At 60.4% G+C, this 24,055-nt stretch carries 20 protein-coding genes; 15 read left to right on the forward strand and 5 right to left on the reverse strand.

Going from position 1 to position 24,055, the window contains the following annotated elements; genetic code table 11:
• The first annotated feature begins 10 nt into the window (after positions 1–10).
• Positions 11–1,540 carry an anthranilate synthase component I gene (gene trpE, locus B0E46_RS04620; protein ID WP_077554547.1) on the forward strand — a complete coding sequence of 510 codons (1,530 nt, stop codon included), beginning with the start codon at positions 11–13 and terminating at the stop codon, positions 1,538–1,540.
• A 58-nt stretch (positions 1,541–1,598) separates the two neighbouring features.
• On the opposite strand, the gene B0E46_RS04625 is transcribed toward trpE, so the two are convergent.
• On the reverse strand, positions 1,599–2,078 hold the full coding sequence (locus B0E46_RS04625) for a GNAT family N-acetyltransferase (RefSeq protein ID WP_077554548.1): 480 nt from the start codon (positions 2,076–2,078) through the stop codon (positions 1,599–1,601).
• Between the two features lie 67 nt (positions 2,079–2,145).
• A complete protein-coding gene (locus B0E46_RS04630) occupies positions 2,146–2,550 on the reverse strand; it encodes a hypothetical protein (RefSeq protein ID WP_077554549.1) in 405 nt (134 codons plus the stop codon).
• A gap of 256 nt (positions 2,551–2,806) precedes the next feature.
• On the opposite strand from B0E46_RS04630, the gene B0E46_RS04635 reads away from it, so the two are divergent.
• The 8 genes from B0E46_RS04635 to B0E46_RS04670 all read left to right on the forward strand — a co-directional run bounded on the left by B0E46_RS04635 (position 2,807) and on the right by B0E46_RS04670 (position 15,404).
• The gene (locus B0E46_RS04635; RefSeq protein WP_077554551.1) at positions 2,807–3,490 is read left to right on the forward strand and encodes a hypothetical protein; all 684 of its coding nucleotides are present in this window, start codon (positions 2,807–2,809) and stop codon (positions 3,488–3,490) included.
• 299 nt (positions 3,491–3,789) lie between these two features.
• On the forward strand, positions 3,790–5,085 hold the full coding sequence (locus B0E46_RS04640; protein WP_077554552.1) for an integrase arm-type DNA-binding domain-containing protein: 1,296 nt from the start codon (positions 3,790–3,792) through the stop codon (positions 5,083–5,085).
• 288 nt (positions 5,086–5,373) lie between these two features.
• Positions 5,374–5,994, forward strand: coding sequence for a transcriptional repressor LexA (gene lexA, locus B0E46_RS04645; RefSeq protein ID WP_077439063.1), 621 nt, complete (start codon positions 5,374–5,376; stop codon positions 5,992–5,994).
• The gene (imuA, locus tag B0E46_RS04650; protein ID WP_077554554.1) at positions 5,994–6,617 is read left to right on the forward strand and encodes a translesion DNA synthesis-associated protein ImuA; all 624 of its coding nucleotides are present in this window, start codon (positions 5,994–5,996) and stop codon (positions 6,615–6,617) included. The genes lexA and imuA overlap by 1 nt, the downstream gene beginning before the upstream one ends.
• Before the next feature lie 12 nt (positions 6,618–6,629).
• Complete coding sequence (locus B0E46_RS04655) at positions 6,630–8,033, forward strand: DNA polymerase Y family protein (RefSeq protein WP_077554555.1); 1,404 nt, start codon at positions 6,630–6,632, stop codon at positions 8,031–8,033.
• Entirely contained in the window at positions 8,030–11,101 is a 3,072-nt protein-coding gene (locus B0E46_RS04660; RefSeq protein ID WP_077554556.1) for an error-prone DNA polymerase, read from the forward strand. Before B0E46_RS04655 ends, B0E46_RS04660 begins: the two co-directional genes overlap by 4 nt.
• A gap of 83 nt (positions 11,102–11,184) precedes the next feature.
• Positions 11,185–13,512: an AAA family ATPase gene (locus B0E46_RS04665; protein WP_077554558.1), complete on the forward strand. Its 2,328-nt coding sequence runs from the start codon at positions 11,185–11,187 to the stop codon at positions 13,510–13,512.
• The gene (locus tag B0E46_RS04670; RefSeq protein WP_077554559.1) at positions 13,509–15,404 is read left to right on the forward strand and encodes a UvrD-helicase domain-containing protein; all 1,896 of its coding nucleotides are present in this window, start codon (positions 13,509–13,511) and stop codon (positions 15,402–15,404) included. Before B0E46_RS04665 ends, B0E46_RS04670 begins: the two co-directional genes overlap by 4 nt.
• A 129-nt stretch (positions 15,405–15,533) precedes the next feature.
• On the opposite strand, the gene B0E46_RS04675 is transcribed toward B0E46_RS04670, so the two are convergent.
• A complete protein-coding gene (locus tag B0E46_RS04675; RefSeq protein ID WP_077554560.1) occupies positions 15,534–16,538 on the reverse strand; it encodes an SOS response-associated peptidase family protein in 1,005 nt (334 codons plus the stop codon).
• A gap of 568 nt (positions 16,539–17,106) precedes the next feature.
• Between B0E46_RS04675 and B0E46_RS04680 the strand changes: the two genes are divergently transcribed.
• Positions 17,107–17,592: a JAB domain-containing protein gene (locus B0E46_RS04680; RefSeq protein WP_077554561.1), complete on the forward strand. Its 486-nt coding sequence runs from the start codon at positions 17,107–17,109 to the stop codon at positions 17,590–17,592.
• A gap of 65 nt (positions 17,593–17,657) precedes the next feature.
• Here the strand turns inward: B0E46_RS04680 and B0E46_RS04685 are convergent, their stop codons facing one another.
• On the reverse strand, positions 17,658–18,008 hold the full coding sequence (locus tag B0E46_RS04685) for a helix-turn-helix transcriptional regulator (protein ID WP_077554562.1): 351 nt from the start codon (positions 18,006–18,008) through the stop codon (positions 17,658–17,660).
• A 272-nt stretch (positions 18,009–18,280) separates the two neighbouring features.
• Here B0E46_RS04685 and B0E46_RS04690 point away from each other — a divergent pair, with 272 nt between their 5' ends.
• From B0E46_RS04690 to B0E46_RS04710, 5 genes are all read left to right on the forward strand, one after another.
• The gene (locus tag B0E46_RS04690) at positions 18,281–19,924 is read left to right on the forward strand and encodes a lysozyme inhibitor LprI family protein (protein WP_168171126.1); all 1,644 of its coding nucleotides are present in this window, start codon (positions 18,281–18,283) and stop codon (positions 19,922–19,924) included.
• A gap of 291 nt (positions 19,925–20,215) precedes the next feature.
• Positions 20,216–21,172: a DUF932 domain-containing protein gene (locus tag B0E46_RS04695; protein WP_077554564.1), complete on the forward strand. Its 957-nt coding sequence runs from the start codon at positions 20,216–20,218 to the stop codon at positions 21,170–21,172.
• Between the two features lie 13 nt (positions 21,173–21,185).
• A complete protein-coding gene (locus B0E46_RS04700; RefSeq protein ID WP_077554566.1) occupies positions 21,186–21,638 on the forward strand; it encodes a hypothetical protein in 453 nt (150 codons plus the stop codon).
• A gap of 80 nt (positions 21,639–21,718) precedes the next feature.
• A complete protein-coding gene (locus tag B0E46_RS04705; RefSeq protein ID WP_077554567.1) occupies positions 21,719–22,717 on the forward strand; it encodes a lambda-exonuclease family protein in 999 nt (332 codons plus the stop codon).
• Positions 22,711–23,610 (forward strand): hydrolase or metal-binding protein, encoded by a 900-nt coding sequence (locus tag B0E46_RS04710; RefSeq protein ID WP_077554568.1) that lies wholly within the window; start codon positions 22,711–22,713, stop codon positions 23,608–23,610. Before B0E46_RS04705 ends, B0E46_RS04710 begins: the two co-directional genes overlap by 7 nt.
• A 251-nt stretch (positions 23,611–23,861) precedes the next feature.
• Here B0E46_RS04710 and B0E46_RS17870 read toward each other — a convergent pair.
• On the reverse strand, positions 23,862–24,055 hold a 194-nt coding region (locus tag B0E46_RS17870), incomplete at its 5' end, for a hypothetical protein (protein WP_217316316.1).

Below are 24,055 nucleotides of genomic sequence, written 5' to 3' on the forward strand. Positions count from 1 at the left end.
TTCGCCTACAATGGCCGTTCCTTCCGTTTGGCCATCCGGATTTCCCCACGTGATCTCTCCCAATAAAATCAGCCGAGACGAATTCGACGCGCTGGTTGCCCAGGGGCATACGCGCATCCCGCTGGTGCGCGAGGTGTTTTCCGATCTCGACACGCCGCTGTCGGTATACCTGAAACTGGCCGACGGCCCGTACACCTTCCTGTTCGAATCGGTCGAGGGCGGCGCCACCTGGGGACGCTATTCGATCATCGGCCTGCCGGCGAAGCGGGTGTATCGCCTGCGCGGGCACGAGCTGGAAGTGGAGGACTCCGGCGAGATCACCGAGCGCCGCCACCTGGACGACCCGCTGGGCGAGATCGAGAAGCTGCGCCAGCAGTACCACGTGCCGCGCCTGCCACAGCTGCCCGCGTTCAGCGGTGGCCTGGTCGGCTACTTCGGTTTCGAGACGATCGGCTATATCGAACCGCGGCTGGCGCAGTGGGATCGCGCCGACGAACTTGGCACGCCCGACGTACTGCTGATGCTGGCCGAGGAAGTCGCGGTATTCGACAACCTCAAGGGCCGGCTGTACCTGATCGTGCACGCCGATCCGTCGCAGCCGCAGGCATACGCCGCCGCGCAGCGCCGGCTCGATGCGCTGGTCTACCGGCTGCGCCAGGGCGGCGCCTCGTATCCGCAGCTCACGCAGTCGATCGCGCTGGACGAGGGCGATTTCAAATCCTCGTTCACCAAGCAAGAATTCGAGGCGATGGTCGAGCGCGCGAAGGAATACATCCGCGCCGGCGATATCTTCCAGGTGGTGCCCTCGCAGCGTCTCAGTGTCGGTTTCAACGCGCGGCCGGTCGATGTGTATCGCGCGCTGCGTGCATTGAACCCGTCGCCGTACATGTATTTCGTCGACCTGGGCAACACCCAGATCGTCGGTTCCTCGCCGGAGATCCTCGCGCGCCTGAAGGACGGCAAGGTGGTGGTGCGTCCGCTCGCCGGCACGCGCAAGCGCGGCGCGACGGAAGCGGAAGACCAGGCGCTCGAAGCCGAGCTGCTGGCCGATCCGAAGGAGCGCGCCGAGCATGTGATGCTGATCGACCTCGGCCGCAACGACATCGGCCGCATCAGCGAGACCGGCAGCGTCGAGGTGAGCGAGTCGTTCGTGATCGAGCGCTACTCGCACGTGATGCACATCGTCTCGCAGGTGCAGGGCGCCGCGAAGCCGAACCTCAGCTACATGGACGTGCTCAAGGCCACGTTCCCCGCCGGCACGCTCAGCGGCGCGCCGAAGATCCGCGCCCTGGAAATCATCCAGGAGCTGGAGCCGTACAAGCGCAACATCTACGCCGGCGCGATCGGCTGGATCGGCTGGTGGGGCGACGCCGATACCGCCATCGCGATCCGCACCGCCGTCATCCAGGACGGCCGCCTGCACGTGCAGGCGGGCGCCGGCATCGTCTACGACTCCGATCCCGCGGCCGAGTGGGAAGAGACGATGAGCAAGGGGCGCGCGTTGTTCCGCGCGGTGGCGCAGGCGGCGAAGGGATTGTGAGCGGCGTCAGCGCCTGAATCGGGCCGACCCGCGAAGCGGGCTCGGTTTGATGGAATGGTCAGACAATCAGCTTCAATTCATAGAAGCGGGTGCCGGGCAAATGCGTGCTGTTGTACGCGGGGATCTCGGAAAAGCCAAGCGAACGATACAGGCCTTGCGCCGACGCCATGGTGGGGAGCGTATCCAGCCGGAGCGTGCTGTAGCCAGCGCGGCGAGCGGCCTGGATGGTTTCACCAATGAGACGCTTGGCTAGCCCCCAGCTGCGAAACGCTGGCCTTACATACAGGCGCTTCATCTCGCCGGTCTGCTCGTCAAGGCGCCGAAGGGCGACGCAGCCAGCCGCCTCGTCCTTGATCCAGGCGATGAACAGGGCGCCATGCGGCGGCACGTAAGGCGACGGCAACGCGGCAAGCTCCGCCGCGAAACCCTGGTATTCAAGATCCACGCCGATCGCTGCGGCGTACTCAAGGAAAAGTTCGCGTGCGGCGGCGACTAGCTCCTGGCTTTCTACTGGTACGAGTGTGATGGTATTCGACATGCGTGTTTTGTTTGGTGCTGGAGTCTAGCAGCGGCGTAACTGTCCGTCTTGAACGAAATGCCGGGCATCATGGTATTTCGGCTGGGCATACTGCTGGACTTGCAACATATGTTTTCAGGTTAACGTGCGTGGCTTCGTCCCGGTACGCTTGGATGTTGTCGACAGCACCCACATCGGCAACGGTGAGCAAGTTCGTCTCTTTGCAAAACTCCAACGCTACGTAAAAGCCGCCCGAGCCGCTGGTGCCTGCAAAAGTTACAAAGACAAGGTGCCGGTTGCGAGCAGCTATGGCGGATGAAACCAGCGCATGGTTCTCGCTGGCGTAGCCATTTTCATCTGGATGTTGCCGATTGAATGCGTTCAGGTACGCGCGCGCGAGGTCCATTGCCAGACGTTGATCGTAGCGAAATGCAGCGGCAGCGGAAGCGTCGAAGCTGATGAAAATCGCAAGGGCTGCAAGAAGGCTCTTCATGATGCCTAACTCGAAGTGAGCCCCAGTCGGGGGATGGCGCCGGATGTTCAGGCCCCGTGGGTATGTCGTCAAGTTGCAATGGCATTGCGGCATCAACGCTTTGTTCGATAGCCGCACGATCCGTTATGGATGAGCTTGATGCTGTTCCTTAGCCATCGAACCATGCGCCGATGGGGCTGATCCGCCGCCGTCCATGACGTCGTGGTGCTGCAGTTATCATGCTGGCTGCGCATCCGAGCGCCATCCAAGGAACGCCATGAGCCCACCAACTAAGCGCAACGGTGCGATTGTGCTTCTGGCATGGTTGTGCGCGTTGCCCGTCGTAGCTCGCGAGTTCGCACCAAGCTGGCCCGATACGCTGCTAGGCCGTACGCAGGCTCTGGCTGAGTTGCAGACGTTGAATGCCGATCTGCTGAGTCATCCGAGCGCCACGCTGACGCTGGAGCGCTGGTGCAGCTCGCATCACCTGGCCGCCGAGGCGAAGATCGTGGCGCATCGCGTGCACGGTGCGGACAAGCCATTGCCGGAAGGTGCCCGCGCGCAGCTCGGCATCGGGCCGGATGAGCCGGTGCGCTATCGGCGTGTGCAGCTGGCTTGTGGGGATATGGTGCTGTCGGATGCGGACAACTGGTATGTGCCGGCGCGACTCACGGCGGCGATGAATCGGCAGCTCGACAGTTCCGATATGCCGTTCGGCAAGGTCGTGCAGCCGCTGCATTTCCGTCGCCAGACGCTTTCCGCCGACGTGCTGTGGTCGCCGCTGCCAAGCGGTTGGGACAGCGGCGCAGCGCTGCCGCCGCCCAGCGACAAGCCGCTGATCATCCCAGCCCATGTGCTGCAGCACCGTGCGCTGCTGGTCACCCAGGACAACCAGCCCTTCAGTCTGGTGATCGAGAGCTATACCGCGAACGTGCTGCGGCCTGTGCACGCCGGGCCTTAGTCATTACGCCTCCATGCTTCGGCCACGCGCGGTCCGATGCGGGTTGGCGCATGGCGGTGGTCTATCCCATGCGATCCTGCGAGTATCATTCCCCATCCGCAGCGCAAGCCGATGAGCCATCCATGCTCCTGATGATCGACAACTAGCATCGGTATCCAAGCATATCCATGACGGTCCGCGCAATTGCATAAACATCCTTAAAAACAAGGATTTTTATGCCGTAGGTGTCCGTGCTGGTCCGTTGTAAGCCAGAGAAATTGCGGGTACCGTTGTGGGTATCAAAGCCCGATACCCGCACCATGTCGCTGACTGACGCCAAGATCCGCAACACCAAACCTGGTCCGAAACCTATCAAGCTGGCGGATGGTGGTGGCCTCTATCTAGAAGTGCGCTCGACCGGGACGAAGCTCTGGCGTTTCCGCTATCGCATCGTGGGCAAGGAGAACGTCTTTGCTATTGGTGAGTACCCGAGCATCGCCCTTGCCGAGGCGCGCACCGAGCACGGCAAGGCGCGGGCGCTCGTCAAGCAAGGCATTCACCCTTCACACAACCGACAGGCCGAACGGCTATCGAACCATGCGGCGAATGCGAACACGTTCGAAGGTGTTGCTAAGGAGTGGATTTCCAAGAAGTCTCCCGGGTGGACGCCGTACTACCTGCGTCAGGTGGAGCGGTTCCTGGGGTCAGATGTATTTCCCCATGTGGGTAGGTTGCCGATTCGCAGCGTATCGGCGGCACATCTGCTTGAAATCATCCGTCGCATCGAAGGGCGCGGAGCCGAGACGGTTGCCTTGTTGGTTCGCCAGTGGTCTTCGGCCATCTTTAGGTACGCCGTTGCCACACTGCGCGCCGATGGCGATCCCGCCGCTGCATTGAAAGGGGCCATTCATCGCCCGAAGGTCGAACATCACAAGCCGCTTTCATGCAATCAGATCGTCGACTTCACCAAAGCGTTGGGAAAGTACGGTGGGTATCGCACAACCGTAATCGCACTACGACTGATGCTGCTTACCTTTGTTCGAACTGTCGAACTTCGCAAGGCTGAGTGGTCGGAGTTCAACCTGGACAACGCCGAGTGGCGGATACCCGCAGAGCGTATGAAGATGCGGGAACCGCACATCGTTCCATTGTCAAAGCAGGCGGTCTGTCTGTTGCGTGAGTTGAAGACCTATACGGGAGGGCGCGATGTGTTGTTCCCGAACTATCGCAGGCCAAAGGAGTGCATGACTGCCACGACCTTGAATCGCGCACTGGAGCGCATGGGATTCAATGGCAAGGACAGCATCGGTTTCTCGGCTCACGGCTTCCGCGCTACGGCGTCGACCATCCTCAATGAGATGGGCTATCGCTCAGATGTGATCGAGCGTCAGCTGGCGCACGCCGAACGCGACAAGGTGCGTGCGAGCTACAACCATGCTGAGTACATGGCGGAGCGGATAGCAATGATGCAGGAGTGGGCGGACTTCCTGGTTGACCCGATGCGCAGTGTTAGAAAAGGTGCTGCGTCTCGAAAGGCCAAATCTGATTTAACTGCAAAACGTCAGCTATCTACCCACCGTCGCCAACCAGGTGTCCATTCCCGGCATCAAACCTGACCGCAAGCGCGAGGGGAGCCGCTGCGCCAGCGCGCGGCCATCGCTGGGATCGCGCAGGACCAGTTCGTCGGAAGCGTAGCGGTCGGGAAGGGCTTTCCTGTGGTGAGGGGAGCAGTGAATCCCGAAGCCATCTCACCCCCGTGAGATAGCTGCGAGGGATCCTGGGGTTGAAACCGCGTTTGAAGCCGTATGCAGTCACCGCGCTAAGCCCTTGATCTGTCTCAGGTGGTTTGGCGCAGCTTTTTTTCATCTTCCATTTTCACCTAAATAGGTGAAACTATGCGAGTCATGACCATCCAGATCACCCAGCGTCAATTGAACGTCCTCGCTTTCATCCGCGCCCGGATTGAGCGGGATGGACAGGCGCCCACGCTTGAAGAAATCGGCGACGCACTGAGCATCGGCAACGTCAGTGCGGTGCTCAAACACGTCCGTTCGCTCGAAGCGAAAGGTCGGCTGACGATCGAACCCAGCCATGCCCGCGGTATCCGACTGGTGCGCGAATCCGATCCCTTGGATGCCGACACGCTGGAACTGCCGCTGATTGGTCGCATTGCGGCCGGCGAGCCCCTGTTTTCGGAGTCACGGGTCGATCGCAGCCTGCGTGTGTCCCGTTCGCTGTTTCGGTTGCGACCGGACTACCTGGTGAAGGTGGTGGGCGATTCGATGCGCGACGAAGGCATCCTTGACGGTGATCTGGTTGCAGTGCACGCCACGCCGGTGGCCCGTCATGGCCAAGTGGTCGCCGCGCGTGTGGATGGCGACCGTTTCACGATCAAGCGGCTGCACTGGAAGGGCGATGTGATCCGGTTGATGCCGAACAGTCCGGGCTTCAAACCCATTGACGTGGATCCCACCGAAGACTTCGCCATCGAAGGATTGTTTGCGGGCTTGCTGCGGGGTAGCTGATGAACGCCGTGGTCCCACTCTCTACGTTGCTCGATGCTCGTCAGGTCTGGCGTGGTCGTGCTCACGAGGTATCAGTCGGCGATCAGCCCACCGGTTGGTGTGCACTTGATGCAGTGTTGCCTGCAGGCGGGTGGCCCGAGGCTTCGTTGTCGGAAATCTTGTTGCCTGTCGGTGGGGTAGGTGAGCTTCGTCTCGTGCTGCCCACGCTTGCAAGGTTGACCCAAGGTCAGCGCAACGTCGTGATCGTGTCACCTCCGTATGCGCCGTGTGTCGCCGGCTGGCGCCAGCAAGGCGTTGACATGCGTCGTGTGGAATTCGTCGATGCTGGTGAGAAGGATGTGCTCTGGGCCACCGAGCAGTGCCTGGGATCGGGAAGCTGCGCCGCGGTGCTGGCATGGCCGCATCACGCTGACGATCGTGCTTTGCGGCGCCTGCAGGTGGCTGCGGTCACCGGGCAGGCGCTTGCTTTCGTGTTCCGTGACCGCTCCCACCTTTCCAACGCATCACCTGCCGCGCTGCGTCTGGAACTGGAAGCACCGCCCCGTCCGCAGATCTGGGTGCGTAAATGCCGAGGCGGGGCCGTACCCGCCCAGGCCATCCCGTTGCCGCGTTCTGTCCATTGATGGCAACCAGACATGCTTTGGGCTTGTATCAAACTGCCGCATCTGGCGATGGATGGGATTCTCCGACGCCGTCCCACAGAGGGACCGTTGGTGCTCATCGACGGGCCGATCAACGCACGCACGATTGTTTCGGCCAATGAGACCGCTCGCGCGGCAGGCTTGCATGTCGGGCAGCGGCTGAGCGCTGCGCAGGCACTCCTATCGCAGTTCGAAGCGATTCCGTATGACCGCGAGTCGGTGGAGCGTTGGCTCCACTTCCTGGCCGCCGTGGCTTACCGCTACAGCTCCGAGGTCAGCCTGCTGCCGCATGCGATCGTGCTGGAGGTCAGCAAAAGTATGGGCCTGTTCGGGCCATGGCCACGCCTTGAATCCATGCTGCGCGCGGACTTCACCGATCTGGGGTTCCGTCATCGCATGGCGGCAGCGCCGACCGCTCATGCCGCCCACGTGCTGACCACGGTTTCCGACGGGCAAGCGGTGTTATCCGTGGACAACCTGCGCAACGCCTTGCAGCGGGTACCGATCGCGAAGAGTCGCTTGCCCGCAAGCGCGATCGCAGCGCTGCCGAGCATGGGCATTCGTACGTTGGGCCAAGTGCTGGCGTTACCGCGCGATGGGCTGCGTCGCCGGTTCGGTGCGGAACTGCTGGCGTCACTGGATCGCCTAACTGGCGACCTGCCGTCGGGCCTGGAACTGTATCGGCCGCCGGACACATTCGACCTGCGTATTGAGTTGCTCCATGAGGTGGAGAACCAGTCCGCCCTGATCTTTCCGGTGCGGCGCATGGTCGATGATCTGGCCGCGTATCTCGCCGGTCGCGACGGCGGAGTGCAGCGCTTCTTGCTGCGCTTGGAACACCGCGAAGGTCGCTTCACGGATGTGCCCGTGGGCTTGCTTGCCTCGGAACGTGATGGTGCTCTGTTGTTCGAGTTCGCGCGTGGTCGGCTGGAACACGTGACGCTACCTGAGCCGGTGCTGGCGCTCCGCCTGATCGCCCGCGATCTGCCGGCGTTCGTGCCCGCGGGACGTGATCTGTTCGATGAGCGACCGGCTAATACGTTGCCGATCGAGCAGGTACGCGAACGGTTGCGCGCGCGGCTGGGCGATGGCGCGGTCTATCGGCTGGGCAGCACGCAGGATCCGCGGCCTGAGCGTGCGCAACGCGAAGCCACGCACGATGAAGTGCCGATCGAGCCGCACCCACGCCCTACGTGGTTGCTTCCCCGTCCCATCCCCTTGCGCGGAGGGAACCCGATCATCCTGGCCGGTCCGGAACGCCTCGAAACGGGGTGGTGGGATGGCGGTGAGGTCTGCCGCGATTATTACGTCATCGAGACATCGCTGGGGCAGGAGGCCTGGGCGTTCTGCGCACCCGACGAGCAGGCCGGCTGGATGATCCACGGGTGGTTCGCATGACGGCCTACGCGGAGCTCCACTGCCTGTCGAACTTCTCCTTTGGCCGCGGCGCATCCAGCGCACGGGAACTGTTCGAGCGCGCGAAGACCTGTGGCTATGCCGCCTTGGCGATCACGGACGAGTGCTCGTTCGCCGGCATCGTCCGTGCGCTGGAAGCTTCACGCGAGACGGGCGTGCCGTTGATCGTCGGTTCGGAAATCAAGCTCGACGACGGGCCGAAGATCGTCGTGCTGTGCGAAACGAAGGAGGGTTACACATCCCTCTGCGGTCTGATCACGCAGGGGCGCCGAGCTTCGGAGAAAGGCACTTACCGTTTGACGCGTGCTGACGTGGCCAGCGGCCTGCCGGGCACGCTGGTCCTGTGGGCGCCTGACTTGGTCGTCGACATGGACCACGGTCGCTGGGTGCGACAGACGTTCGGCGATCGCGCGTGGCTGGCCGTTGAGCTGCATCGCGGGCCGAACGACGCGCGGCGCGTACGTGAACTGGATGCTATCGGTCGCGAGGTCGGCTTGCCGCTGGTGGCGGCGGGCGACGTACACATGCACGTCCGGCGACGGCTGGCCTTGCAGCACACACTCACGGCGATCCGGCATCGCTTGCCGATTGCCGAAGCGGGCGGATTAATCGCGCGCAATGGCGAACGACATCTGCGCCGTCGGCATGTACTCGCCAAGCTCTACCCCGAGGCCTTGCTCGACGAGAGCGCACGGATCGCTGCACGCTGCACCTTCACGCTCGATGAGCTGCGCTACCGCTATCCGGCCGAACTCGTGCCGGAAGGCCATACCCCCACCAGCTGGTTGCGCCAGCTGGTCGAAGAGGGTGCACGGTGGCGCTGGCCCGAAGGCGTGTCGGAGAAAGTGCACAAGCAGCTAGAACACGAACTGGGGCTAGTCGAAGTGCTGCGCTACGAACCCTACTTCCTCACCGTGCACGACATCGTGCGTTTTGCGCGCAGCCAGGGGATCCTGTGTCAGGGTAGGGGATCCGCGGCGAACTCCTCGGTGTGCTTCGCGCTCGGCGTGACCGAGGTCGACCCGATGAAGATGAGCCTGCTGGTCGAGCGGTTCATTTCGAAGGAGCGCAACGAGCCGCCCGACATCGACATCGATTTCGAGCACGAGCGCCGCGAAGAGGTCATCCAGTACATCTACCGGAAGTATGGGCGGGAGCGTGCCGCTCTGGCGGCCACGGTCATCTGTTACCGTGGCAAGAGCGCCGTGAGGGACGTGGCTAAGGCCATGGGGCTGCCGCTGGATCAGGTCGACCAACTGAGCCAAGTGTTTGCGTGGTGGGACGGCGATGAATCACTCGCCGAGCGGTTGCGCGAACGAGGATTTGATCCCGAGAGCGCGGTCATCCGCCGCATCGTGAAGCTGACGGCGGAGATCCTGGACATGCCACGGCACCTGTCGCAGCACATCGGCGGGTTCGTGATCTCCGATGCGCCACTGAGTGAGCTGGTGCCGGTGGAGAACGCCGCGATGCCCGACCGCACGATCATCGAATGGGACAAGGACGACCTCGACACGATGAACCTTTTGAAGGTCGATTGTCTGGCCCTGGGCATGCTCACGTGCGTGCAGAAATGCTTGAACATGATGCGCGACCAGCGTGGACAGGACTACTCGATGGCTACGTTGCCATCCGAAGACCCCGACACCTACGCCATGATCCAGCGGGCGGACACTGTGGGCGTGTTCCAGATCGAGTCACGGGCGCAAATGGCCATGCTGCCGCGACACCGCCCCGAGAACTTCTTCGATCTCGTGGTGCAAGTCGCAATCGTTCGACCCGGTCCTATCCAGGGCGACATGGTGCACCCGTATCTGCGGCGACGAAGGAAGGAGGAGCCGGTCGACTACCCCTCGGAAGAACTGAAGGAGGTCTTCGAACGCACCCTGGGCGTACCGTTGTTCCAGGAACAGGTCATGAAGCTGGCCATGATTGCGGCCGGCTACACCGCGGGGGAGGCGGATGGACTCAGGCGCGACATGGCCGCGTGGAAGCGGCGGGGCGGATTGGAGAAGCATCGCGAACGCATCCTGACCGGCATGACCGATCGCGGTTACACCACCGCCTTTGCCGAGAAGTTGTTCGAGCAGATCAAGGGCTTCGGGTCATATGGGTTCCCCGAATCACACGCGGCCAGCTTCGCGGGCATCGTCTATGCGAGCTGCTGGCTGAAGTGCCACGAGCCGGCGGCTTTCGCCTGTTCACTGTTGAACAGCCAGCCCATGGGCTTCTATGCACCGAGCCAGATCGTTCAAGACGCCCGGCGCCATGACATCGACGTTTTTCCTATCGACGTGCAGTGCAGCGATTGGGACAACACACTCATCACCCGTGACGAAGAAGCTCCCGCGATTCAGCTTGGATTGCGTCAGGTACGCGGGTTCAGCGAAGAAGCTGCACTGCGGATCATGGCGGCTCGCGCGCCACGTCCGTTCGCAGACATCGCGGATCTCTGCGCGCGAGCGGCCGTGGACAAGCGTCACCAGGACTTGCTGGCGCAAGCCAGCGCGTTACGGGGTCTGTCGCGGCACCGGCACCACGCGCATTGGGAGGTAGCCGGTGTAGAGAAGCAGCTGCCTCTCTTCGGTAACATAAGTCCGGCGGAGATCGAGGTGGCATTGCCGAAGCCGACACAGGCCGAGGACACGCTGGCGGATTACGCGCGAACCGGCCTGACGCTGGGGGTGCACCCCATGGCGCAGATCAGGAATCGGTTGCGCGCCGCTCGATGCACAGACTCGCGAACGCTGCGGAAGCGCCCCCACAACAGCTATGCGCGCGTTGCGGGCGTCGTCACCATGCGTCAGCGACCACAGACGGCCAGTGGGGTCACGTTCCTGACGATGGAAGACGAACACGGCATGATCAACGTCATCGTCTGGCGCGACGTCGCCGAAACTCACCGGCGGGTGTTACTGGAATCAGAGCTGCTCGGAATCGACGGACGTTGGGAGGCGGTCGATGGTGTATGTCATTTGATCGCCAGTCGCCTGCTCGACATGAGCGAGCTGCTCGGAGGTCTGGATGTGCGTTCGCGAGATTTTCATTGAGGCGTGGCACGCGTGTGCATACGCGCGCCTTGTGCGCAATTGCGTTAGCCTTCGTCCATAACAGCGCCTCATGGGATCGAGCTATGCGCATCGAATTTGTTGAGATCGCCAACTTTAGAAAACTATTGTCGACCCGGGTGGGTTTATCTCCCGAAAGGACCGTTTTCGTTGGAGCCAACAACAGTGGAAAGACGTCGGCCATCACGGCGCTGCGTTATTTCCTTGTCGATAGAGAGCGATCAAGCTTTTGCTTCAACGACTTTACGCTCTCCCATTGGCCGACGATCAACGCGATGGGCGCCGCTTGGGAAGCAGAACATGTCGCGAACCAGCCGCTGCCCGAGCCTGAATGGGATCATGTATTGCCGTTCCTCGACGTATGGCTTCATGTTGCCAACAATGAAGTTCACTACGTCCAGAAAATCCTGCCCACCCTCGACTGGGATGGCGGACGGTTGGGTGTGCGCATGCGGCTGGAGCCGAAGGACGCCGCGCAACTGCAGCACGAATATGTAACTGCAAGGTCCCAGGCGTTCGCGCTGCAGGTGGCCGGCGCCGCTCTGGCCGAACAGCAAGGCAAAGCTGCGGCCGAATTTCAGGTGGCAATTTGGCCGCAAAACCTTGTCGAGTTCCTGCAGCGCCGGCTCGCGGCGTTCTTCACGGTCAGGGCCTATGTGCTCGATCCGGCCGGCTGCGTCGATCCGGCGCATGGCGTTGCCAAACCGCAGGCGCTCAATGGAGGCGAGCCAATCGATGGCGACCCGTTTCGCGGTCTTATTCGCATCGACGAGATCAGTGCCCAGCGCGGCTTCGGCGTGGCGGGTGAGGACAGTGGCGACGAGGCTGCCATCACCATCATTGGATCGCGAAAACTATCAGTTCAGCTCCGCCAGTACTACACCCGCCATCTGGACCCTTATGAGAATCCGGATGCGCAAGACCTTCTTGCACTCAAGGCGATCGAGGAAGCCCAGAAAGCCTTCAATCTGCGACTTAGCGATGGCTTCAAGAGCCCGCTAAAAGAAATGCATAAGCTTGGCTATCCGGGCGTTACGGACCCGAAGCTAAGCATTTCGACACGGCTGCGCCCCGTTGAAGGGCTGAACCACGACGCTGCCGTGCAGTTCGTCGTCCCCATCCATGACGGCGAAAACGCTATGGATCTGTATCTCCCAGAGGATTCCAATGGGCTCGGTTACCAGAATCTCATCTCCATGGTCTTCCGCCTTATGGCCTTCCGGGACAGTTGGATGCGGGTTGGTAAGGCCAAGCACAAGGCTTCCGACGACACGATCATCCCACCTTTGCATTTAGTGCTGGTCGAAGAGCCCGAAGTGCATCTTCACACCCAGGTCCAGCAGGTTTTCATCCGCCAGGCGCACAAGATTCTGCGTAACCACGCCGATCTCGGCGGGAGCCCGAATTTCGTGACGCAGATGGTGGTTAGCACTCATTCGAGCCATATCGCCCATGAGTGTGAATTTGATTCACTGCGCTATTTTCGCCGCCTACCGGGCGGCGAAAAGGCGATCCCGACCTCATGCGTCGTCAATTTGGAAAACGCGTTTGGGACCGACCTGGACACCAAGCGCTTCGTGACCCGCTACCTGCGCGTTACCCACTGCGACCTTTTCTTTGCCGATGCCGCTGTCCTGATCGAGGGCCCTGCCGAACGTATCCTCGTGCCCAACTTTGTAAATTATTATCCGGAGTTCGAGAAGCTTTCGGAGAGCTACATCACCTGGCTCGAAATCGGCGGAAGCCATGCCCACAAGCTGCGCAGCCTGATCGAGAAAATCGGTCTTACCACACTGGTCATCACCGATATCGATTCATGCAATGCCGCGGGCGCCAGCGCGCCGCCGGTACGTGGCGCGGGCTGCACGACCCGCAACACCACATTGCGGACGTGGTGGCCCGTCATTAATGACCTGGACCCGCTGCTCGACAGGCCCGAGAGCGAGAAGGTCAAGGTCCATGCAGACGAGAACTTCTCGTTGCGGGTTGCCTACCAGTCGCCTATCCAAGCGACATTCAAAGGTGCTACCGCCGAGGCGCTTTCCTATACTCTGGAAGACGCGATAGTGATGGCGAATCTCGGGCTGTTCGAGACATTGCCGGGAACTGGGCTCATTGCTAAGTTCCGCAACGCTATCACCGCTAGTGCCGATCTGAATGCCCTGAGCGGGGCGCTCATGACCGCGCTCGAAGGTGGGGGAAAAGCTGAATTCGCGCTGGACCTACTCGAGATCGAGGCCCCACTTTCGCTGACCCCGCCGTCTTACATTCGTGAGGGCTTGCTGTGGCTGGCAGCCCAGCTTGAGCACAAACAGGTCGAGCTTGGGCTCGCTCAGATGGTAGGCGAAGAAGGTGCCGAGGCGGCCGCTGCTCCTGAGGAGATAGCGGCATGAACAACGTTGCCACCGCGCCCTCGAATGTCACGCTCGACGATCATGTAGAAGAGGATCTAGCTAGGTTCTTGAGCCTAGAGAAGCCCACGAGCTTCTTCCTATTCGCTGGCGCCGGCTCAGGCAAAACGCGCTCACTTGTGAACGCACTGAACTATATAGCCAAGACCTACCGCGATACTCTCCGCCTACGCGGGCGGCAGGTCGCCGTTATCACCTACACCAATGCGGCATGCGACGAGATTACGCGGCGCACTGAGTACGATCCGCTGTTCGTGGTGAGCACCATTCACAGCTTTGCTTGGTCGCAGATACAAGGGTTCAATGCGGACATCCGCGCCTGGCTAAAAGACAACCTTCAGCGCGAGATCGCCGACCTTCAATTCGAAGAGGAGAAGGGTAGGGCAGGCACCAAGGCATCGGTCGCCCGCCAGGCCCAGATCGAGTCCAAGCAGCGCCGGTTAGACCGGCTTGCCGGCATTAAGACCTTCACCTACAACCCCAGTGGTGACAACCGAGAGCGCAACGCGCTGAACCATAGCGAAGTCATCAAGATATTCTCGGCGTTCCTGCTCGGGAAGCCGCTCATGCAGCGCATCTTCGTGGAGAAGTTCCCATTTTTGTTGATCGATGAAAGTCAGGACACAAGCCGCGCGCTCATTGACGCGCTGCTCGTGGTGCAGAAGGCGCATGCCGAGCGTTTTTGCCTGGGCCTCATCGGCGACACAATGCAACGCATCTACCCGGACGGCAAAGAGCGTATCGAACGCGAGATACCACAGAGCTGGGCGACGCCAGAAAAAAAGCTAAACCATCGTTGCCCCCAACGCGTTGTCCGGCTCATCAATCAAATTCGCGGCAGCGTCGACAATCACAAACAGGAATCACGTGATGATCGGCCGGAAGGCTGGGCGCGGCTCTTTGTGTTTCCGGTCGATGCGCCGGACAAGCCTGCCCTGGAGCAAAGAGCCCGCGACTACATGGCGAGGCTGACTGGCGATCAGGATTGGATTGACGCCGACAAATGCAAAATCTTGACGCTGGAGCATCACATGGCGGCCCGACGGATGGGCTTCCTGCAGATGTTCGAGGCGCTGGCTTCAGTGGATGATTACCGGACGAGCTTTCTCGACGGCAGCTTTGCACCAGCGCGGTTTTTTACCCACTACATCCTGCCGCTCGTCACGGCACAGAAGAAAGGCGATAAATTCGCGGCGACTAAGGTGGTACGGGAAAGCTCCCCGCTGCTCAGCAAGGAAACCTTGAAGGGAAATGACAAGCCCATAGCTCAACTTCGCAACGCCCAAGCCGGCATTGACAGCCTGATGGCTCTCTGGGCCAATGGCGATCCCACTTGTGCCGCAATCGCCGCGAACATCGTTGACTCCAATCTCTTCTCGATCCCTGACAATCTCAAAGCCGCCTTGGCCGCTAAGCGGGCCGCGCCAGCAGACACACTCGACGATGAAGAGGCCGATCCTGTCAGCGAACAGATCGCGGCTCTCATTGCCTTTCTCGACTGCCCGTTCTCTGAAATCGCGCCTTATGCTGCCTATGTTGCTCACGAGGCACCGTTCGACACTCATCAGGGGGTGAAAGGCTTGGAGTTCGAACGCGTTATGGTTCTCATGGACGACGGGGAGGCCCGAGGCTTTCTGTTTGGATACGACAAGTTGTTAGGTGCCAAAGCCCCGACCGCAGCTGATATCAAGAACGCTCAAGAAGGCAAGGAAACGTCTCTCGACCGCACGCGACGCTTGTTTTATGTGACTTGCAGTCGCGCTCGATCTAGCTTGGCGCTCTTGGCCTATTCTTCAGATCCCGCCGCAGTTCGTGCGCACGTCGTCGCAAACAGATGGTTTGAGGAAGACGAGGTTGTATCCGACTTTCCTTAGGCGCGCTGCCCGCAATTGCTGGCTAAGCAAAACATGACTTCCAGCACTCAGCGTCGGCTTGCGCTGCGCCCGGCTGAATCTTGGTTCAAGTGATCGGTGGCACCGGGCCGGGCTAAACATCACTTTGCTCTACGTCCGAGGGCTCGCGGAAACACGTTGTAGAGGTAGTTGATGTTCGTAATACGGCCGCACACGTCGGTCGAGGATCGCATACAAGCTCGCGTAGTCATTCGGGTTTGGATCGAGCCATACATCAATGTCCTCTTCCTGAATTGGAACGGGACACCGGTCGTGGCCTGCCTCAACAACTTCTAAGGGCGGGTCATCGGTGATCGCGGCGAATGTATAGAACCCCGGATCGTCACCGGCTGGTTCGACAAAGGTCCAAAGACAAGCCACGAAGAGGTTTTCACCGGTCGATGGCGTGAAAAGAATTTCCACGCTTTGCTCGCGCTCACCTGGTACCAGCGGTCGTTGCTGCAGATTGTGGAGATACACGCTTTCGTAGAATCGATCCACGATCATGATGCCGTGGTTGTAGCCGAACACCTTGCGCCACACGGTCGAAAGCTTGTCGCGCCGCGCGTTGTACGTGCCTGGTTTTTCGATCTCATCGGCTTCTGTCCATCCAGGCAGGCGACAGCGGTAGCGCATCGGGACGACCATACGACCGCCCGTTTCAGGATCACGAATCATCACCGGAGCAAAGTAGCCAGGCCAAATCCTATCGATGCCATCGGCCGGTGCTGGTAACGCCAAGTCTTCCAGCTTCTTCCTTCCAGCCTCGATCTTGTTGGTTGCGACGCGGCGATCGGTCTCGGCCTTTTTAGTCGGCTTGCTTGACGCGAGCTTGGCGTTGGCTTCGATGAGGCGGGCTTCTTGGAAGCCGATCTCGGACGCGATCAGGGCGATTGCCTCAGTTTCCGCTTCGCGCGCCATCTCGATCGTGCCGACGTCCAGCACGCCACTCGTGGCGTCGATCATGGCGCGGCGCATCGCCTTCGGGACCACCTTGACCCAGTTGCCTTTCTTCTTGGTCCATCCCGCGAGCTTGGTGAATTCCTTGATGGCGAGCTTTCCGCCAAAGCGCTCGTACTTTCTGAAGTCCGCCCAAATTTGCGCCGAATAGCACATATTTGATCCTTATCGATGTGGCCGCGCTGTGCATGTTGTGTATTCCAACCCACGGTAGCAAAGGATCAACTCTCTGGGCAAAAAAGAGATGGGGACATACCGAAGAGCAGGTCATCGGCTTCCAGCGCGAGGCGGGGGCCGGCAGGCCGGTCATCCTCGATCATTCGTGTGATGCATTCGATCCGGTGCACGCATCCAATCGCGCTGCCGCGCGACAGGCCGATGGTTGGTGTCGGCGAGTTGGTCTTCCGCAGCACCACCTCAGCATTCAGCTTGGATTGAAAAAATCTTCAGCCACATATCACCCACGCGAGACGGGAAAGGCTCGTTCTCGCGTTTGGGCGCATCCGCCCTGAGGCGCCCGTCGAGAGGAAAGAAGCATGATCACGCCGAAGAATGACACGCTCACGTGCGTGCTCGTTGTCGTGGCTACGCTGCTGCTGGGCTTCGCCCGCTGCCGCTGCAACACCACGAAAGCGCCCTGATCCAACCAACCTAAGCGACATACGCCAAAGGCCCGGCTCGTCCGGGCCTTTGGCGTTTTGCCGTCTATCAAGAGGAAACGAACATGCGTTTGGCTGAAACGATGGCCCACACCCGTAGCAAGCTCGGCGGCGAGATGACGGAGAAGGATGTGCTCGCCGCAGCCGAGATAATCTTGAAGAAGAGGCTCGAACGGCAGGGGAGCATTGCCAGTCCCACCGATGCTAACGAGTTCCTTCGCATCCGCCTGGGCGGCCTGCCGTATGAAGAATTCCACGTGCTATGGCTGGACAACCGCCATCGCATCATCGACTGCCAGAAACTTTTCAGCGGCACCATCGACGGAGCCAGTATCTATCCCCGTGAGGTGGTGCGTGCCGCACTTAGCGTCAATGCCAGCGCAGCTATCCTTGCGCACAACCACCCCAGCGGCGTTGCAGAACCCAGTGCGGCGGACCGTGCTATCACCAACGAACTTCGTGACGCCTTGCGGTTGATCGGCGTGCGGATTCTGGACCACATCGTCGTCGGCGCTGAATGCGTCAGCATGGCAGGCAGAGGGTTGATGTGACCGAGATTCGCGTCGGGACGTTAGGCAAGTGCGGATCGAGCAATCTGGGCGAAGCCAGGGCCGCATCAACCCTTGCTCGATGAGCCTTTCTTCTGTCGGAGAGCGGCCAATTGGCTCGCTTGGGCAAGAACCTTTGCGCGCTCGCTCTTCGTGAGTTTGGCGAACGCAAGGAGCAATTCAGCCTGATCGTCCTCTTCAGCGAAGAGGTACGCCAGAGGCACGTTCAGCGTCCGGGCGAGCGCCGCCGCAGTGACCATGTCGGCGCGATTCACTTCTTGCTCGTAGCGGTTGATTCGAACGCTGCCCTTCACCTTATCGCCCGACACAAGGCCTCCCAACGCGCGCTGCGACAGGCCGCTCAGGGCACGCGCTGCTTTCAAGCGTTTCGCAAAGGTGGCGGTGACGGACTCGGTCAAGCGAGGACAACGGTGGCTGAACCCTCATCAGCATGACCCATATACCTCTCGCGTAGTAGACACTACCGTAGCAGTATATAGCGACGTGTTCGAGCTGGCTCACGTTGGATTCGGCCCGGACGCGTCGAATGAAGTTGTTGGATAGGTCAGAACGCCTTGCGCGTCGAATGTGAACAGACAAGGAAGAAAAATGACGCAGACAGTGGAGGTCCAGCAACCGATACAACGGAAGCCGCGCACGACCCGAGGGTCGGCGGCAATGAACAAAAAGCATGCGGCGGATTTCCGCCCATGAACCAGGCTACCTCAGGGGGTACACCATGAAAGGTTGCAAGAAATTTATCTTGTTGAGCGCTTGTGCTCTTCTCCTCGCCGCTTGTGGCAAAGAAGTTGTTGACTCACGACAGATCGACGTCAACGACGGGCTCGCCTACAAACACGGCCTCGACGATCCCTATACCGGAATCGTCTCATTCAAAGGGTTCGATTCGATGCCAGAAGCCATAAAGAACTACTGGATCACGAACGAGAATTTTGGCTTGCAAGGATGGCTTCAGGTCGCCGTGTCGGCTCAGGTTGACTGTGACGTCAGTTACACAAAGGGCCTTGCGAACGGTCCTGTTAAGTGCACAAATCCGAGTGGCGATACCTTACTGACAGCAGCGATTGCCGACGAAAGATTTGATGGTTCCTCGACGATTCGCAACCCGCTGACCGGAAAGCTCTTTGCCGAGCTGAACTGGAAGGCAGGTAACCGAGACGGCAAGCAACTCTATTACGCCGCCGATGGCGAGACAGTGATCGAGGAAGTGCACTACGCCAGTGGCCAAAAGGATGGCCGCGAAATAGAGCGGAGCACGAGCGGCGACGTTCTTACGGACGGAATCTGGGGTCAAGGCAAGCCCGTAAGTGGCAAGATTCGAACAAAGACCGATCGAGACTTGACGGCCGTCGCAACCTTTGTCGACGGCACTCTGGATGGACCGGCAACGATTTATGGCTACAAAGATCAACCCCCCGCTGTTGGCTCATTCAAGAAGGGAATGAGAGACGGGCCTTGGACCGACAATCAAGCGTCCAGTGGGGGATGGAGAGGCGATATTTATCAAAATAACCAAGCTTTCAATTCCGTGTTTGGAACAGAAGGCTCTCTTACCGAAAAGGAAATCGTAAACGGGTTTGATCAGTGCAAGGTTTTTAAGTCTAACTGGGCGAACGGAGCATTACAGGGGCCACTTGAATGCACCGCTGGCAATGGCACGGTTGTTTTGTCCATGACAATGGATGGTTCCAAAATCGTTGGCAGTTTCTTGTATCACGATGTCATTACTGGCACGACCACTCACTTGATGCAATCCGATGGCAAATTGGTGCCAGCTGACCAAGTGGATACACCTGCGACATCGCCCGCGAACAATGTTGCCGCCGGAGCGACGACGACACAGGCGGCAGCCGCCACACCGCCCCTGCCCTCGGCCCCGCCGTCCACGGCCGCTCTTGCCGCGCCGGCGCAGAGTGCGGCCCCACCTGTAGTCACATCGGCATCAACAAATGTGGGAACTACGGCCGAAGCCGTCCGCGCCGAAGTCGCTCAAACCTACCAGCCAGGCTTCGATTGTGCCAAGGCTCAGAGTCCGGCAGAACTCACGATTTGCGCCGACCCGTTGTTAAGCGCTCTTGATTCCGATGTCGCTGCTCAGTACCACGCCCTGGCTCAACAGGCTGATCCTTCTCAGAAGGGGGACCTGCTCTCTTCACAACGTGAATATCTTGCCGCTCGAAATATTTGTAAGAGCGACCGTGCTTGCGTGGAACGCCAGACCCGTAGTCGCCTTCATGACTTACGTCAGCAAGCAGCGCGAACACCCGGAGTTCTGATTGCAACACTGAAAAGCGATCACGTGTCAGCGCCATGAGGAAGCTTGTGCTTGGCCGTCACAGGGCGAGCAGCTTGGTGGTTGCTGGCACTCGATTCTTTTCCGGGCTTAGAAACTCCGGCTCTGTCGGTAGTCCGTGACATGAAAGGCAACGCAGACACGATCTACCGCGCCTTAGTGGTTGCCGCGGCTGTACTGGTGCGTATTGCGAGACGCACCAGTAGCGGCAGTCTGAAAGCTCCCTGATTCACTTCACTACTGGTTAGACACACAAGGCCCGGCATGTCCGGGCCTTGTGCGTTTTCGCCCCCAACTTACGAGGATACGACAATGCATCTGGTTGAAACGATGGCCTATGCCGGTGAGAAGCCGTGGCATGGTCTTGGTAACAAATTGGCCCCGCAGCAATCCATCGACACGTGGAAGCAGCAGGCAGGTATGGATTGGGAGATCAAGGCATCGGAGGTTCGCTACATCTCCGGCAACAACAATGTAGGCGTTATCAACGCCTTCCCGGAGCAGAAGGTGCTGTACCGCTCCGACACCAAGGCACCACTGGCAGTTGTCAGCAAGCGCTTCCAGGTCGTCCAGCCGGGCGAGATCCTGGAGTTCTATCGTGACCTGACTGCATGCAATGGCTTCGAACTGGAAACGGCGGGTGTGTTGCGTGAAGGGCGTAAGTTCTGGGCATTGGCGCGCACCGGCCAGAGCAGCACGCTGAAGGGCCGGGACAAGGTCGATGGCTACCTGCTGCTGGCGACGGCCTGCGACGGCACGCTGGCGACCACGGCGCAATTCACCAGCGTCCGCGTGGTCTGCAACAACACATTGCAGATTGCGTTGGGCCAAGCCAACGGTGCGATTAAGGTGCCGCATCGCAGTGCGTTCGATCCCAATGCAGTCAAGCGCCAATTGGGCATTACCGTCTCGTCCTGGGACGGCTTCGTCGCCCGTATGAAGGCGTTGGTTGAGCGGCCGGTTGATCCCGATACGGTCGAAGGCTTATTGCGTCGGGTGCTCACCTACGCGGCTCCAGAGGGCAAGGCCGTTGTTGTCAACGAGCAAGCGCTTGCCACCGTCCGCTCACTGTACGAAGGCGGCGGTCGCGGTGCGTTGATGGCATCCAGCCGGGGTACGGCGTGGGGTGTGCTCAACAGCGTCACCGAGTTTGTGGATCACCACCGGCGCGCGCGCAGCAACGATCACCGCCGTGATGCCGCGTGGTTCGGCCAGGGCGCACAGATCAAGCAGCGTGCCTGGGACGAAGCCATGAAGCTGGTTGCCTGACGGGAGGCATGTCATGGGACTGGACATGTACCTGGAAGCGAAACTCCACCTGCCGCCCTACGACACGGAGCTTGCGCCTGTCCGCGAAGCCATCGGGAAGGCCATTTGCTACACCCCGCCCACGGAAAAGCCCGACAACGACCCCACCCTGATGGAGATCACGGGCGTGACCGTGCGGGTGGGCTACTGGCGAAAGTTCGATCCCCTGCACCAGTGGTTCGTGAACAACGTGCAGGAAGGCCACGACGATTGTCGGCCCGCTTATGTGACGCCGGATGCCTTGTCCGAGCTGGAAGAACAGCTCGATCAGGTCAGCGACGATCCGGAGAGTGCCAGCGAGCACTTCGTCAGCGAGGGCGACGAACCGATGAGCGAAGGCGACGTCGACTATACGCTGAAAGTCGTGGTGCAGGCGAAGAAGTTGCAAGAACGCGGTTGGGACATCTACTACCGCGCCAGTTGGTAACCACACATTGAAAGCCAACTACCCGCCGCCCGGCTGATGCCCATGCATCGGCCGGGCCTTTTTATGCCCGGAGGAAACCGATGAGCAAGCAAAACGCGGCCGTGAGACTGATAGATACCAAGAAACTGCCCTATGGGCAGTGGCTGGATGTACGACGAAATGGTATCGGCAGTTCGGATGCCGCTGCTGCTGTGGGCCTGTGTCCCTACAAGAGCCAGCTCGAACTGTGGATGGAAAAGACCGGCCGCACACCCCCGGAAGAAGTTCGCCCCGGTCAGGACGACCCACGCTACTGGGGCACCTTGCTGGAGCCGATGGTGGCGACGGCCTACCAGGAACGCACCGGCCACAAGGTGCGCAAGCTCAACGCTGTGCTCCAGCACCCGTTGTTCACTTTCATGTTGGCGAATATCGACAGGGAAATAGTCGGTGTGCCCGGCGTGCAGGTGCTGGAGTGCAAGACCGCGGGTGAGTTCGGCGCACGGTTGTGGAAAGACGGCGTCCCCGAATACGTCCAGCTACAGGTGCAGCACCAATTGGCCGTAACCGGTAAAGCGGCAGCGGACGTCGCCGTGCTGCTGTGCGGGCAGCAACTGGAAATCCATCGCATCGAACGGGACGACGACGTGATCGCCCGTCTGGTCGTTTTGGAAACTCGGTTCTGGGACTACGTTGAGAAGGACATCGAGCCCCCGGCCGATGGCAGCGATTCGGCCGCCAAGGCCCTGCGGAAGCTCTACCGTGGCAACGACACCCGTTTGGATTTCACCGGCGACGAAGACCTCGACCACACTTTCGATGCACTGGCGACACTCAAGGGAGAGCTGGAAGCGATGGAGCACGAAGCCGAATCGCTCAAGCAAGTGATCCAGCAGGCGATGGGCGACGCCAGCAAGGCAGCCTTCGCTCACGGTGAGGTGACATACAAGCGGGCCAAGGACGGCATCACGCTAGATACGAAGCGACTGACGGCCGAATGTCCGGACGTCGCTGCCATGTATGCCGTGACCCGCCCCGGTACTCGCCGGTTCGTGTTGTCGCGGACTTCCGATAACGATGAGAGGACAACGACATGCTGAAAGGCTTGGCGATTACCCCGCCCGTGATCGGGCGGATTTCCATCGGGCGCGTGATCGAGCGTAACGGCAAGCGCCTACCCGAGAAGGACGACCAGTTCACCTTGACCAGTCAGGTGCAGGGGCGCGATGGGTGGCTGCTGCACCCCTTGGACGAAAAGCTGCGCAAGGAGGGTGAAGGCCACAAGTTGCGCGCGATCCCGGTGCGACTGCTGTTCAACGACCCGGCGCTCAACCTACGGGCGGACTACTCGCTGTTCAACCGCACTACCGGCAGACCGGTGTGTGTGGGCAATGGCGAGACCTGTCGGCGCACGGGCAAGGACGGTGTGGCCAGCCTGCCATGCCCGGGGCCGGATGCTTGTGCGTTCGCCAAGGACGCCTGCAAAGCCTATGCGCGCCTCAACGTGGTAATCGGTGAGGGTGAGGAAGATGCGCTCGGCAGCTTCGTACTTCGCACCACGTCGTACAACACCATCCGCACGCTCGCGGCTCGGCTGGAGTATTTCCACGCGGTGTCCGGCGGACGGCTGGCCTGTCTGCCGCTGGAGCTGAAGCTGCGCGGCAAGTCCACCACGATGAGCTATGGCACGCCGATCTATTACGTGGATCTCGTGGTGCGTACCGGCATCACGCTGGAGCAGGCCATTACTCAGGCGCGAGAACTGGACGAGCAGCGGAGTGCCAGCGGGTTCGATCAGGCGGCTTTGGACGAGGCGGCGAGGAAAGGCTTTGCCAATGGTGCGTTCGAGGACTTGGTTGAGGATGTGTCGGCGGTTGTCGAAGAGTTCTACCCCGAGGCGGAAGCGGCCCCTCGACCCAGTGGAGCCAGAGAAGGGGCATCCAGCTTGCGAGGGCGGCTGGAAGCGCGTGTGGCGTCCGCAGGCGCCTGTTGAGACAGAAATGAGGAGACGACGATGTTCAAGATCATCGGTGGCGCGGTGGTGTACGGCTTCGCCTTGTATGGGCTGCTGAGGTTCATCCAGGGCCGGCATGCTCCCAGCGACGAAGACTGATGGAGGCGGCATAACCCACGGAGAGGGAGCTCGGCTCCCTCTCCGTGCGGCGGCTTCTTTTTTTGCGCACTTCGTCGTGTGCAAACTCAAATATGGCCACGACTGCGTAGTGCGCGCACCGATGAAGTTGATCAGTAGAACCAAACGATCATGATCAGCGCGCTGGCATCGTGATCAACGTGAGGCACCGGCCGGAATCGGCCAACTCCGGACAGCCGACGCTTGAAGCACATCGCCCCAAAGCAGCCATTCAAAAACGATGAATACAGGTTTGTGTTCACGACGGTTGCTGGAGTCAGGCGGCGCACGTCAGCGTGTCTGCTTG

Origin of the sequence: Rhodanobacter sp. B04, assembly GCF_002001125.1 — a bacterium.
Taxonomy (GTDB): Bacteria; Pseudomonadota; Gammaproteobacteria; order Xanthomonadales; family Rhodanobacteraceae; genus Rhodanobacter.